Origin of the sequence: Diaphorobacter sp. JS3050 (assembly GCF_013154915.1) — a bacterium.
GTDB classification, from domain to species: Bacteria; Pseudomonadota; Gammaproteobacteria; order Burkholderiales; family Burkholderiaceae_C; genus Diaphorobacter; species Diaphorobacter nitroreducens.
On the sequence record NZ_CP053553.1, the window covers coordinates 740987 to 753713 of the forward strand.

Consider the following 12727-nt stretch of genomic DNA (forward strand, 5'->3'; position numbering starts at 1 on the left):
GGCAGGGTTTTTTTCTTTTTTCAGGAGCGCAAATGAGTTACGGATCGACCATCGCAGTAGAAGACGCAGAGGATGAGTGGCGAGAAGAAACGGCTCGGGCAATCGCTATGCACGCCGCTGAGCTTGTTGCGGCCAGGGATATGACCAGAGAGGCAGCGATTACGGCTGCTGTCGAGCATCAGCGCTATTGCCAGGAAGCCGAGCGTGATCCGACGGGTACTGTGGCTACGCTGGATGAAGCACAAAGACCTCAGCCAAGCCGCAGTGTTTCGGAAAAGCAGATCCGAGCCATCGCGGATGAGCTGATGGAACAAGCCCGCGATGCTGTTGATAGCCTTTGAATTGGCCGGTACCACCAGCCGCTATGCCCACCATAGCCGGGAGCGGCTGCGGGAGGCGGTGGAGGTGGTCGTGGTAGCTGACCTCCGACGTCGCCGGTGGTGGTTCTTACCAAGCTAACGTCACCAACGCTCTGCTGAGCGCTACTGACGTGTTCAACCTGGACCTGAGCAAGACTGGTGGCGTTCTCGCTGCTGGCACGGTGACCGCTGCTGGCGTTGAGACCATCAACATCACCGCCGCTGACGCCTCGACCGCTACTGGCGGCAGCGCTGCTGTTATCCACACCGCTACCCTGACCGCAAATGAAGCGACCAAGGTGACCGTGTCCGGTAACAACGGCCTGACGCTGACTGCAACTGGCAGCACCAAGGTCACCACGTTCGATGCCTCCGGCGTTGTGGCCAACGGCACTGCCGGTCTGGATACGGCCGCCAACCTGGCTGTGACCTACACCTCGCTGAACGACACGACGACTGCTAACGTCACCATTACCGGTGGTGCTGGTGACGACGTGCTGACCGGTGGCGCAGCCAAGGATGCAATCAACGGCGGTGCTGGTAACGACATCATCAACGGTGGACTGGGTCTCGATGCCATCACCGTTGGCAACGGTCGTGACATCGTCCAGATCACCAACAACGACGACAACACCGCTGGTGACATCATCGGTTCGGGTACGTCTGCCGCTGATACCATCACCGGTTTCGGTTTGGTGAGCACCGGGATCACTGGCGCTGACCTGAGCACGAACGCCAAGATTCAGGCTTACACGGCTGCTGGTGCGAACCTCACCGTGCTGAATCTGGACGTTACTGCCGACGACGCTGGTGTTGGTGCTGGTGCCAACCAAGCTCTGGCTGTTGAAGCCAACGCAACGGGCGCTGGCCAAGCCGCTGGTGTTACCTACACCGTGACCAACGGTATCTTGACGCTGGGCGGCGCTGGTGCGGCTGCTGTGGATACGCTGGGTGAGTGGCTGGTCGAAGCTGCTGCCGTTGCCGCTACGGCTGGCGACGTGCTGGGCTTCCAGTTCGGCTCTGACACCTACGTGTTCGCTCAGAACGGTACGGCTGACGTGCTGGTTCAGCTGGTTGGTGTGGCTGGTTCCTCGCTGGTCGAAGTCTCCGGCGCTACCACCGCTTCCGCCGGCGCGATCCTGTACGCTGATCTGTAATCTCCCACCAGGAGAAAGCTCCTGCCGCAAGGTAGCGGCTTAGCCGAAACAGAAACCGCCCCTTGGGAAACCTCGGGGCGGTTTTTTTTCGTTCTGCAGAAATTAGAAAACCCCTGCAACCGAAGTCACAGGGGTTTCAATGGCTTTCACCTTACCCCAAGGCACCGTGAAGTGCCGTGGGGTATCTCCGGGGGGAGATTACAGGCTGTCGCCGATCAGCAGCGTACCGGCAGCATACGTAGCGGTACCAGCAGCGGCCAGAGCGGAAGCCTGGACACCAACCAGTTGCACCAGCACATCTTGAGCACCGTTCTGGGCGAAGACATAGGTGTCACCACCGAAGACGAAGGCAACGGTTTCGCCAGCAGTCGCCGACACTGCTGCGGCTTCAGTGAGCCACTCACCCAGCGTATCAACTGTCGAAGCGCCAGCACCAGACAGAGTCAGGATACCGTTGGTCACCGTGTAGGTCGCGCCAGCAGCTTGACCAACACCAGTGCCGTTGGCTTCGATGGCGACTGCCAAGTTGGTACCGCTCGTGCCTGCGCCGTCATCAGCAGTCAGGTCCAGAACCAGCATGTTGGCATTTGCACCGCCAGCCGTAGCCGCTTGGAAATTAGCAACCGAGCTCAGGTCGGTCGAGGCGGTAATGGCTTCCAGCAGGCTGAAGCCAGTCACAACATCGGCAGTCGCCGTGGTCGAGTCGGAGGTCGCAACTTGCGCATCGCTGTTAGAAGCAACCTTGACCACATCGCGGCCGGAACCCAGCTGGATGGTGTCCAGACCCAGACCGCCGGTGATGATATCGGCGCCAGCACCACCGTTGATGGTGTCCTTGGCAGCGTTACCAGTCAGGGTGTCGTTACCTGCACCACCCTTGATAGTCACAGTTGCAGTCGTCGTGGTGTTAGCGGATGCGAAGGTCACAGCCAGGTTAGCGGCCGTGTCATCGGTGCCGTTGGCAACCACACCCGAGGCATCGAAGCTGGTGATAGCCGTGTTGCCAGTGTTGGTGATGCTCAGACCGTTGTTACCAGAAACAACCACGCTGGTAGCCGAGGTGGCTTCCAGAACGATGGTATCCACGGTTGCAGCGGTGCTGGTAGTGGTGCCTGCATCAACGGTGGAGATGTTCACCGTCTCAATACCAGCCAATTGGATGTCACCAGCGTCGATCGAGCCCGCTGTGCTGTTCTTGATGACAACGTTGAAGGTGTCTCCAGCAGACAAAACGGCGTTGGTCACGTTAGCAGCAACAACGCTAGTCGCAGCGTTGGCAGCGTCAGTGTCGAGCGTCAGCGTACCACCAGTTGCGAAGCCGTTCAGGGTCAAGGTGTTACCAGCGCTGATGCCGCGAACAACAGCTTGGTTGACACCGTTGATACCTGCCAGGTTAACCGTGGCGTTGGCAGTTGTGGCGGTGATGTCAGCAACTTCAAAGCCAGTGAACTTGGTGTTGAAGGTGGCGTTGCCAGAAATTGTGGCTGCAGTGGCTGCAGTCAGAGCGATGGTGTCGGTGCCGTCGCCTGCAGCAACAGAACCACCCGTGCCAGCCAGCACGCCATCGGCGTCGGTGTCAACGATTGAAACCTTGTCGTTACCAGCGCCCATCGTGATGGCCTTGGTGAACTCGTCGGTCAGGGTCACGGTGTCAGCACCAGCACCGCCGGTGAAGGTCACACCAGCAGCCAGCGCGGTACCGAAAGAGGCACCGGCGGTGTTGGTGACGTTAATGGCAGTAGCAGCCGTCAGGGTCTGGCCGGTCAGGGTCAGAGCAGCATCACCAGCAACGTTCACGGTAGTCGCGCCAGCGGCAACCAGCGAGTTGATCGTGGAAGCAGCGGTGGAAGACGTGATGTTCAGGGTGGTGATATCGGTGTCAAGGGTGACAGCACCGGTGGTGGTCAAGCCATTGACGTTCAGAGCCTGCGTGGTCACGGTCGGGGTGGTCAGCGCGCCGTTGGTCACGGTCAGCGCGGTACCCTTGCCGGACAGGTTCAGGGTGGTCAGAGCACCAGAGTTGATGGTGGAAGTTTCACCTGCATCAGCAGTGTCAGCATCAACGTTGTAATCGACAGTGCCAAAGCCCTGCAGGGTCACGGTGGTGATCGTGCCGGCAGCGGTTGTGGAGGCGGCGTTCTTGTCAGCGATGACAACAGCAGCGTTGGTCTTACCAACGACAGTAGCGGCAGCGGTAGCAGCGGTGTCTTGCTTGACCGTCACAGCGGTGGTGTTTGCATCGCCAGTCACGGTGATAGCGCCGCCAACAACGGTGGTGTTCACTGCGTTGCTGGAGCTGGTGGTGATGCTAACTTCTTTACCGCCGGTAACGGTGATAGCGCCAGTGGTGCCAGCAGCAGTAGCGGAGGAAGTGATGGTCACGTTGCCGGCAGCAGCGGTCGTGCCACCAACAGTGGTCGTACCGGTGGTCACGCCGCTAGCGGTGACGCTAACGTTGGAACCGCCGTTGACTGCGATAGCGCCTGCAGCTTGAGCGGAGTTCGTCACGTTCACAGCGGTGGTGGCAGCAGCGGTAGCGCTGACAGCAGCGGGAGCAGTCAGGTTCAGCGTTTCGAGGCCAGTCCAGCCGGTCGTGGTGATGCTGGAACCAGTCGTGCCGCTGATAACGTTGGCAGTTTCAATGTTCTTGACGGTGGTGCTCAGCTTGTCAGCAAAAGCAGCGGTCTGGGTGATATTCAGGGTATCAGTGCCTGCGCCGCCATCGACGGAGTCACCAACGGACCAAGTAGCGGTCGGGCCAGCGACTTCAACGGCGTTGAAAGTGTCGTTGCCAGACGTACCAGTGAAGCCATCCGCACCAGAAGTGAGCGGCGTCTTCTGTCCCACCCCAGCACTTGATCCGCCTGGCTTTTGCTTACATCGCCAGACCACCATCGACCCCACAACGACCGCCTCGCTTTCCAGAACGACCTAAAAAGCATCCTTCTCTGCGGTAGTCACCGGCCGCAACAGTCTCTGTTTTCAACCCAACGGAGACTGCCCATGCCAGTTCAAAAACTCAGCGACGACCTGGTCGCTACCCTCACTTGCCCACCGGGGCGTGCCCACATCGAAATCTTCGACACCCTGATGTGTGGCCTGTACGTGGACGTGCTGGCCAACGGCCGCATGGCGTTTCGGGTGCGCTACCGCCAGGATGGCAAAAAGCGCGGCCACACCTTGGGTGATGCCCGGCTGCTGACCGTGGCCGAAGCCCGTGATCTGGCACGCACCGCACTGCGCAAGGTGCTCGCAGGCGGCGATCCCAAGGCGGTGGATCTGCCCATTGACGGCCCGACTATCGAGCATTTCTACACCGAGCAGTACCTGCCGTATGTGAAGAGCTACAAGCGCAGCTGGGACACTGACGAAACGATGATCCGTATCCACCTACTGCCCGCACTGGGTGACCGCGCCATGGGCAGCCTGATTCCGCCAGACATTGCTCGGGTGGTGGAGGCGATGCGGTCGCGCGATTACGCCGCCGGCACCATCAACCGCGTGCTGGTGCTGCTGCGCTACGGCTACACCCTGGCGCTGCGCTGGCACATCGACGGCGTGGATAGCAACCCGGCCAAGGAGCTGAAAAACCTGAAGGAAGACAACAAGATCGAGCGCTACCTGACGCCGGAACAAACCACCCGGCTGCTGGCAGCGGTGCGGCACAGCCAGAACCCGTTGCTGGCGGGCATCGTCGCCTTCTTGCTGTTCACCGGCGCGCGCAAGCGCGAGGCGCTCGATGCCAAGTGGCAGGACGTGGACTGGCGGCAAAAGCTGTGGCGCATCCCCAAGACCAAGTCTGGCAAGGTGCGTCACGTACCGCTGTCATCCGGGGCACTGAAGCTTCTGTGTGAGCTGAAGGAGAAAGCCGATCCGGCCATTGCGCACATCTTCGCTAACCCGCGCACTGGGCGGCCGTTCGTGTCCATCTTCTACAGCTGGGACAGGGCGCGCACCCAGGCCGGCTTGCCCGAGCTGCGCATCCACGACCTGCGGCACAGCTTTGCCAGCTTTTTGGTGAATGCCGGGCGCAGCCTGTACGAGGTGCAGGAGCTGCTGGGGCACGCCGATATTCGCACTACCAGCCGCTATGCCCACCTGAGCCGGGAGCGGCTGCGGGAGGCGGTGGAGGTGGTTGTGGTGGGGTGGGGTGGGCTGGGGTGAGCGGCAAAGACGCACTTTCCGATAAGCTGTCAGGAATAAATAACAGAGACGCATAAATGGCAAAGACGTGCATCATCTGCAATGGACCCGCAGGCTCAGGTGAGCACGTGTTTCCAGCAGCATTTGGCGGTAGGCGAACAAATCGACGAATCTATTGTGAAACTCACAATAATGCGTTTGGGCGGCACGTAGCGACGCTCCTGAATGCTCTGGATATCGTCAACGCCATCATCGGAGTGATTCCTGATCGGCACAAGGAGATACGGCCTGCAGAAGTCAAATCCGAGGATGGTGAGCGGTATCTTTTTTCCAAAAACGAAGCGAAAATCGCCCCGCCACCATCTCTGAGAGAGACCCCCGAGCTGGTGGGCAAACGCGTCCAAATGAAATTTGCCGACCAGGCGCAAGCAGACAAATGGATCGCCGAGCAGAAAAAATCTGGATTTCAGGTCGTAGCAGAACCAGCAGGGCCTGTCCGAACGCAGATATTCACGCAGCCGCTGCATGCGCCGAGGCTTCTCGGTGACGAAGCCTTTATGCGTGGGCTTCTCTACCTCGCCCTGACCTTTCTCGCGCACGGGTATCCCGAAATCGCCCGGTCTTCGGGCCTTGCCAAAGCGCGTGATATTGTCGAGAAAGACGAGCCGGTGGGGGATCGCGTTCTTTGGGAGCCTCCTGGTGCTATGGCGCAGATCAGCACTAACTGTCATGACCCTTGCGGTTCACCCTGGATGATGGAAGACACTGGGGGCGTGCGGGCCAGCGCGGGTAGAGGTCGGTCAATTCTTTGATGGCACTCGACCGCGATCGCTAACTTGACCCGCTGCCGACCACTCGTACCCAGGATTGCCTGCGGGCGTTGCCCAGACCCAGCCGGGTCAGAGCGCGCCTGACAGCCCACATTAAAGAGAGCCGCCGGGCTTGCCCGGCAGGCCGTTGGTCGGCGGCACCTTGGCTGGTCCGCACGCTTGTGATTGTCATTCAAGCTGCAGGAGAGCCGCAATGGATTTGACCCCGATGCACAAGCGCGTCATTGCGCTGGACGTTCACCAGGCCAAGATCACGGCCTGCGCCGTTGTCGAACATGACGATGGCCGGGTAGAGGTCACCAAGCGAGACTTCGGCGCCTTCAAACGCGACCGCCGCGCCTTGGCGCAGTGGGCGCTGGAGATGGCCCCTGAGGTCGTGGTGATGGAGAGCACAGGGGTGTATTGGAAAAGCCCGTTTGCGGCGCTGGAGGCGGTGGGCCTTATTGCTTGGGTGGTCAACGCGCGGCATGTCAAGGCTGTGCCCGGTCGCAAGACCGACATGGCCGATGCACAGTGGCTGGCCACGCTGGCGCGTGCGGGTTTGCTGCGCGCCTCGTTCATTCCACCGGTGCAGATGCGCCAGCTTCGCCTGGTAGCGCGCCAGCGGCAAAAGCTGGTGGGCATGTGCAGCGCCGAGAAGAACCGGCTGCACAAGGTGCTGGTGGACGCGGGCATTCGCATCAACGTGCTGGTGGCCGACATCCACGGACAGAGCGCGCGTGCCATGGTCAAAGCCCTGATCGAGGGACAGCCCATGCACGAGGTGCTGAACCACAAGGGGCGGCTGCGAGCGAGCAGGCAAGAACTGTGCGAGGCCCTGAGCACCGAGCAGTTCAGCGCAGTGCACCGCTTTGTGGCCCAGGAGATCGTGCAGCACATTGAGCAGATCGAGCAGCGCATCGCCCGCATGGACCAGTACCTGCTGCAGGGCCTGCAACCCTGGCAGCCACAGCTCAGGCTGCTGCAGACCCTGCCGGGCATCGACGAGCAGGGGGCGGCCATGCTGCTGGTGGAGATTGGTGCGGACATGAGCGTGTTTGGCAGTGCAGAGCGCCTGGCCAGTTGGGTGGGCATCTGCCCAGGCAACAACGAGAGCGCGGGCAAGCGCAAAACCGGGCGCATCCGCAAGGGCAACGCCTGGGTCAGAAGGCTGCTGTGCGAGTTCGCCCAGGCTGCAGCACGAACGCGCTGCGCACTCAAGGCCAAGTTCGACGCGCTGACCATCCGAAAGGGCCACAAGAAGTCAGTGGTGGCGCTGGCCCACAAGATGCTGCGCACCATCTACGCCATGCTCAGCAACGCAAGCCACTACCAGGACAAGGAGGTCGATTACGAGGCGCTGAACGTTCAGCGCAACGCGCCGCGCTGGATCAAAATGCTGCGCAAGCACGGCTTCATCGCCACGCCCGCTGCCGCCTGAGACGCGCTTGCCCGCTGACCATCGGCCTTGGCCAGCCTCAGGTCAGGTGTCGGCACGTCCGGTGGCGGGTGTCTTCCACATTAACCCCTTCACCCACGGTCACACGGTAGCAATTGGGCAGATTGCGAACACGAGCAGGGTCGGGGCGTTGGTGTCGTTCTACGGCGCGATTCAGCTTGGCATTGATCTCGGCGAACTTACTGAAAACAGCAACCTTGACCGAATCACCACCCATATCGATCCACTTGCGAAGGACGCAGGCCAAGACCGCGACGTACGTGTTGTCCGGGAAGTAGGTAAATCTCTGCTGCTGAGCACAGCCGAGGAGAGCAGAAAACACCTTCATCAACTGAGGGCAGGGCAAGCGATTAACCCGCTGTTGGCCGTCCTTCAATCCGCCGGCGACGAAGGGCTTTCAAGGGCATGCGAGGCGCTCTTGCCTGAGCTCACAGCCTTGACAGCGGTGTCCCCGTCCTTACGCCCTCATCGCATCATGGAACTGCTGGCGCCCTATGATCAGCGCATATTCAATCTGCTGCGGGAAGGTGTGCAGGGCTTCTCCGAGTCGGCGGCCGACTTGCCTGAGCCAATTCACGCAATTCTGAAATCCTTCATTGCTGCGAACGATGGCGCACCAAGAGGACTTGCTCCGACCAGTGAAGCCGCCCTCCAGGTTGCAAAGGCCGACCTGGCTGATGCGGTGCTGGACGATCTCAACAACGATACGCTCGACGCGAAATCCCTGGCCGAACTGCTCGGAGGTGGCAAGGGGGTTGCTGTTGTACTCCGCACGCTAACAAATATCATCGCCAATTCGCTCCCGCGTTGAAACGCTGCATGAGGTTGGAGCCATTCGCTGCGAACGCTCCTAACGTCTTTACGTGCCACCCATCGAAAAACCTACACCAACACCTAAAGGACACCGAAATTAATGGAAGATGCTGGTAAGCGATGTTGTTGGTGTGCTGAACGCCTCAATGGCCTGGTCGAGTGGGTGTGTGGGTAGGGTGAGGTCGGTAGAACGGAGGATGGACAATGGGTGAGTGGTCTTTCGCGTTCGGCGCATTTATCGGATCTATCGCGTGGCTCTATCAAAAAGCCTGGGAACGGCGTGGCCAGAGATCTGCGATTTACGAGAAAATTGTTCGACTCTTGCCATCGATTACCCTTGCTGGCCTGGATGTGGAAAAGCTGGACCAGATGCTCGAAGAAGGGCGTGTCCTCTGGTTGCACGCACCTGATGATGTCGTGCTGGCATTTCAGTCGTGGATGGCAACCATTCAAAACGGTGATGCTTTTAACGAACCGCGGTTGAAGGATGAATTTCTAGCAAAAATGCGCCACGATCTGACTTTCCGTGCCGCCGTCATCCCACGATTTTGGACAACCAGAATGGGCGCCGGGGATTTCCCGGTATTGCACGCCCGCAAATGATGGGCCCGGATCGACTGTGAGAAGCGGTGGAGGTGGTGTTGTTTGAGTGAGGCCGCTCACCCGTAGGCAGCCATGCGGAACCGGACACGATCAACAACCTCTCTGAACTGTTCCCTCAATCGCTCTTCCGAGGTTTCAATAACGAGACCGCTCCAGTTCAGCTGTGGCGCTTCGGTCATCGTTATTCCGGTAATCGTCCGGATTCGGACTGTGTCGATGGGAACATCAGTTTCCGCAGTCCATTCGGCCAGCCGTTGCGACGCACGCTCGATTTGACTCTCGGTGAATTCATTCAGAGATTCTGCTCGACGTGCTAGCTCGGCAGCAGCGTCTGTCGGGAACAGTGCCTTGCCCTGGTCGAAAGCGTTCCATATACGGTGCGAGATGTGTGCCTGATGCTGGAAGTGGAATGTCTCGACCGAGGGCAGTGAAGTGAAATCCTGGCCGGGCTTCATTTTCACGACAAAAGCGCGCTGCTGTTCAGGTCGAGGCAGCGGCTGCCAGCCGACAATGTGCACTGGCCCAACTGCGTCATCAGTACCGTTCCTACCAGTCACGAACGCTGGGGTGATCCGGTACATCACCCCAGAGGCCTCGTCGGAGGCGACAGGCCGGTACCGGCCGTCTTCATGACTCCAGGCGCAGGTTGCGAAAAAGCAAGCCACATCGAAGTTGCCCGTCACGTCCAGCATATCGGTGGCCAGGCCATAGTGCTGTGCCAGCCCCTCACGGTCAACGTACAGGGGTGAATCCCAAAGTCTGATCCGCTCAGCCAAGCTCACCATTGGGTGCTCGCCAATGGCGTCCTCGAAGGCGACACGGCGGCATAGGGCCAAGAACTGATCCTCGACTTTCTCTAGTCTGCTTAGCGTAGGGACACAGCGCGGATACATCTGCGTCTGACCCCGGTACATCTGCATCGAAAACTCGGTGCCAGAGATCAATCGGATGCAGCCATTCTCGTCGGCAATAGCATGCAAGCCTTCCAGGTCATCGGTGACTGGGCCGGCAGGGTGGCCAAAAAGGTAAATCTGGCGGCCTGTGTTGATTGTCGGTATCGCGAGTCGGTCGCGGAGTTCGTCAAGGTTGGGCAACATAAGCATTATGCGATGCTCACACCGGGATCAGCCGAATTTCCATCGGCGTAGGCGTGGCGCTGAGTTCGCCATGGCTGAATTGCCAATGAACGAGTTCGACAGAGGGGTAGCGAGTCACCAAGAGTTGCATAGTATTTGCCCAGTGCTCGCCATCGGTACGCAAATAATGGACCCGTTTCAGAACCTCGCCCAGAACTGGAAGCGCGCCAGATTTTGGCGCCAGTAGGCGAATTTCTTTTTCGTGCGACCAGTCGGTGTGTTTGATCGAGACTGCTCGCGTTGCAGTCCGGCGCCCCCATTCTCGTCTGACTTCCTCTTCAAGTGACAGCTGGCGCAAATCATCAAGGCTGGCGTTGGGATGCTCACGGGCAAACTCAAGGAAGACGTGGTGCCAGTCCTGCGCACGGTTATGAATGCGAGCTTGTTCGCTGTAGCTCACATCGATATGGCGTATTCGGTGCAGTTGCATCACTTCCTGGCTCCACTCCAGCTCGAAGCAAACGCCAGATGCATTGTCGGCATAGTAGCCCCACAGCGCTTGGTGATCAGGTCGCTGTGCTGCCGAGAAAATGCCGATCTGATCTGTGAAATCCTGCAGGCGTTGGCATTCCCGGGCGTGAGCTTCCACCATTTCGGCCATGCTCTGCTGGTCAAACGCCAAAGCCTGGCCACCACGCTGCTGTCTGATTTCGCTGTAGGTCTGCATCATCGCCCGAGTGAAATCCTCCGGCGTGGCGTGCTCATACTTGGCCTCAAGCGTGTCGTTGAGTTCCGACGGTTTGGCGAAGTACAGCGAGCCTTCCGCCAAGCATCGGAGGGCAGCAGCGGGGCTGCGGTATTTGAAGCAGGTCAGCGTGGTGCTCATAGGTGTGCGCTCAATACGGCTTCTGCCCTCGGGAAATGAACCGCTCGTAGCTGTCCTCCACCTGCTCCTCATCCCTCCGCCGCCACCGCTTCTCAGCCTCCGGCATCACCAGCAAGGTCAGCGTGTAACCGTAGTTGCCGGCCACCTTGGTCATCTCGGTGATCGGCATATCGGCGGGCTCGCGCGCAAACCAGGCCTGCGCTCGGGTGTCTTGAGATTGCGCTGAACCCGTGCAATTGCGGCTGTGCGCCAGCGCTGACCGAGGCAACTCAATGGTGTTCTTGCGCGTCGCAAAGAAGGCCCCGGACTTGAAGGCTGCCTCGTTCGATGACGCCCACAGCATATGGTCATCGCGGCTGGCCACCAACACGGCACGCTGGGGTGCAATCTCCAGCCAGCGAATCGCGGCGGCGGTAAGCGACACGCCATATCGGTCGGCGCAATGCCCCAGCAGGTCAAAGCTCACGGCCTCACCGTCCACCTGCCGCCGGAAATCATCCAGCGGCATCAGCAAGGCGGTGGCAAAGTCGTCGGCTTCCTTCTCGATGTCCCGGCTGCCCTTGCCCTCGCCACTGGTTTCGATGTCGCCAGCGCCGCAGGCGAACTCCTCCTGCTGGTGCCGATGCAACAGGTAGTGGCCGAACTCGTGGGCGACCGTGAAGCGCTTGCGGCCCTCGGAGCTCACGGCGCTGTTGTAGAGGATCATCCACTTGTCGCGCTTTTTGTTGGCGGCCAGCATCCCATCGAAACCGTCCAGATCTTCGCCCTTGACCTTGGCAATCGGCGCATCGCGGAATTTCTGCTGGGTGTACTCCAGCGCAATGTCTTCGACCGGCACCGGGAAGCGATCCGTGCCGAAGACCTGGTTGAGCAACTTCGAGATGTCGTTGGCCTCGGCCTTGGGGCGCTTCTGGTCGTTCATTCGTCGTCGTCCCAGGCGTCCAGGATCTTGCGGATCTGCTTCTTGGTGTTCTCCGGCATCGTCTTGTACTTGCGGAAGAACGCCTCATCGACGACCTCGGCATCCGGGGTCGCGGTGGTGTGGCTGAGCAGGAACTCGGTGGTCACATCCAGTGCCGCTGCGAGTTTGCTGATCTTGTCGGCCGACGGGTTGGGATCGTCGCGGTTCTCCAGTTCCCAGATATAGCTCTTGCTGGAATCGGTGAGCTCGGCCAGTTGCTCAAGGCTTAGTTTCTTTTGCTGGCGCAGCGCGCGCAGCTTGTCACCCAGGGGAGATGGCATCGCAGTCTCCTATCGTCGATTCGTACAAAGCCCAAGAATATACCACCATACCGAACGAATACGCACCTGCTTGACAAACCCATTAGGCGCCAGAAATAATCCCTATCAAGTTCGGTGTATCGAACGTTTATATCGAACGAAGTGGGTCGGCAGGGTGTGGTGACTCAGCCGGCTCTGGGT

At 59.7% G+C, this 12727-nt stretch carries 12 protein-coding genes; 7 read left to right on the forward strand and 5 right to left on the reverse strand.

The genetic code is table 11. The annotated features are described in order from the left end of the window. The first annotated feature begins 32 nt into the window (after positions 1-32). Both HND92_RS03620 and HND92_RS03625 read left to right on the forward strand, forming a co-directional pair. The gene (locus tag HND92_RS03620) at positions 33-341 is read left to right on the forward strand and encodes a hypothetical protein (protein ID WP_172205931.1); all 309 of its coding nucleotides are present in this window, start codon (positions 33-35) and stop codon (positions 339-341) included. Positions 342-490: 149 nt separating this feature from the next. Beyond that, on the forward strand, positions 491-1516 hold the full coding sequence (locus HND92_RS03625; protein WP_172205933.1) for a calcium-binding protein: 1026 nt from the start codon (positions 491-493) through the stop codon (positions 1514-1516). A 198-nt stretch (positions 1517-1714) separates the two neighbouring features. On the opposite strand, the gene HND92_RS03630 is transcribed toward HND92_RS03625, so the two are convergent. After that, positions 1715-4363 (reverse strand): calcium-binding protein, encoded by a 2649-nt coding sequence (locus tag HND92_RS03630; protein ID WP_172205934.1) that lies wholly within the window; start codon positions 4361-4363, stop codon positions 1715-1717. Between the two features lie 156 nt (positions 4364-4519). Between HND92_RS03630 and HND92_RS03635 the strand changes: the two genes are divergently transcribed. The 5 genes from HND92_RS03635 (at position 4520) to HND92_RS03655 (ending at position 9343) form a co-directional block, all read left to right on the forward strand. After that, positions 4520-5680, forward strand: a complete 1161-nt coding sequence (locus HND92_RS03635) for a site-specific integrase (RefSeq protein ID WP_172205936.1) — start codon at positions 4520-4522, stop codon at positions 5678-5680. Between the two features lie 56 nt (positions 5681-5736). Next, a complete protein-coding gene (locus HND92_RS03640; protein WP_172205938.1) occupies positions 5737-6471 on the forward strand; it encodes a hypothetical protein in 735 nt (244 codons plus the stop codon). A 211-nt stretch (positions 6472-6682) separates the two neighbouring features. Then, positions 6683-7909: an IS110-like element ISAisp4 family transposase gene (locus tag HND92_RS03645; protein WP_011803789.1), complete on the forward strand. Its 1227-nt coding sequence runs from the start codon at positions 6683-6685 to the stop codon at positions 7907-7909. Between the two features lie 148 nt (positions 7910-8057). Then, positions 8058-8738 carry a hypothetical protein gene (locus HND92_RS03650; protein ID WP_172205940.1) on the forward strand — a complete coding sequence of 227 codons (681 nt, stop codon included), beginning with the start codon at positions 8058-8060 and terminating at the stop codon, positions 8736-8738. Positions 8739-8944: 206 nt separating this feature from the next. Continuing rightward, entirely contained in the window at positions 8945-9343 is a 399-nt protein-coding gene (locus tag HND92_RS03655; RefSeq protein WP_172205942.1) for a hypothetical protein, read from the forward strand. A 56-nt stretch (positions 9344-9399) separates the two neighbouring features. Here the strand turns inward: HND92_RS03655 and HND92_RS03660 are convergent, their stop codons facing one another. The 4 genes from HND92_RS03660 to HND92_RS03675 are packed head-to-tail and all read right to left on the reverse strand — an operon-like array spanning position 9400 to position 12547. Then, positions 9400-10440 carry an FRG domain-containing protein gene (locus HND92_RS03660; protein WP_172205944.1) on the reverse strand — a complete coding sequence of 347 codons (1041 nt, stop codon included), beginning with the start codon at positions 10438-10440 and terminating at the stop codon, positions 9400-9402. Between the two features lie 16 nt (positions 10441-10456). Then, positions 10457-11305 (reverse strand): DUF2971 domain-containing protein, encoded by an 849-nt coding sequence (locus tag HND92_RS03665; protein ID WP_172205946.1) that lies wholly within the window; start codon positions 11303-11305, stop codon positions 10457-10459. A 10-nt stretch (positions 11306-11315) separates the two neighbouring features. Continuing rightward, positions 11316-12227, reverse strand: coding sequence for an ImmA/IrrE family metallo-endopeptidase (locus HND92_RS03670; protein WP_172205956.1), 912 nt, complete (start codon positions 12225-12227; stop codon positions 11316-11318). Further along, the gene (locus HND92_RS03675) at positions 12224-12547 is read right to left on the reverse strand and encodes a helix-turn-helix domain-containing protein (protein WP_172205958.1); all 324 of its coding nucleotides are present in this window, start codon (positions 12545-12547) and stop codon (positions 12224-12226) included. Before HND92_RS03675 ends, HND92_RS03670 begins: the two co-directional genes overlap by 4 nt. Between the last annotated feature and the right edge of the window lie 180 nt (positions 12548-12727).

Coding starts and splice junctions, on each gene's coding strand:
- HND92_RS03620 (WP_172205931.1), top strand. CDS start 33: ATGAGTTACGGATCGACCATCGCAGTAGAAGACGCAGAGGATGAGTGG.
- HND92_RS03635 (WP_172205936.1), top strand. CDS start 4,520: ATGCCAGTTCAAAAACTCAGCGACGACCTGGTCGCTACCCTCACTTGC.
- HND92_RS03640 (WP_172205938.1), top strand. CDS start 5,737: ATGGCAAAGACGTGCATCATCTGCAATGGACCCGCAGGCTCAGGTGAG.
- HND92_RS03645 (WP_011803789.1), top strand. CDS start 6,683: ATGGATTTGACCCCGATGCACAAGCGCGTCATTGCGCTGGACGTTCAC.
- HND92_RS03655 (WP_172205942.1), top strand. CDS start 8,945: ATGGGTGAGTGGTCTTTCGCGTTCGGCGCATTTATCGGATCTATCGCG.
- HND92_RS03660 (WP_172205944.1), bottom strand. CDS start 10,440: ATGTTGCCCAACCTTGACGAACTCCGCGACCGACTCGCGATACCGACA.
- HND92_RS03665 (WP_172205946.1), bottom strand. CDS start 11,305: ATGAGCACCACGCTGACCTGCTTCAAATACCGCAGCCCCGCTGCTGCC.
- HND92_RS03670 (WP_172205956.1), bottom strand. CDS start 12,227: ATGAACGACCAGAAGCGCCCCAAGGCCGAGGCCAACGACATCTCGAAG.
- HND92_RS03675 (WP_172205958.1), bottom strand. CDS start 12,547: ATGCCATCTCCCCTGGGTGACAAGCTGCGCGCGCTGCGCCAGCAAAAG.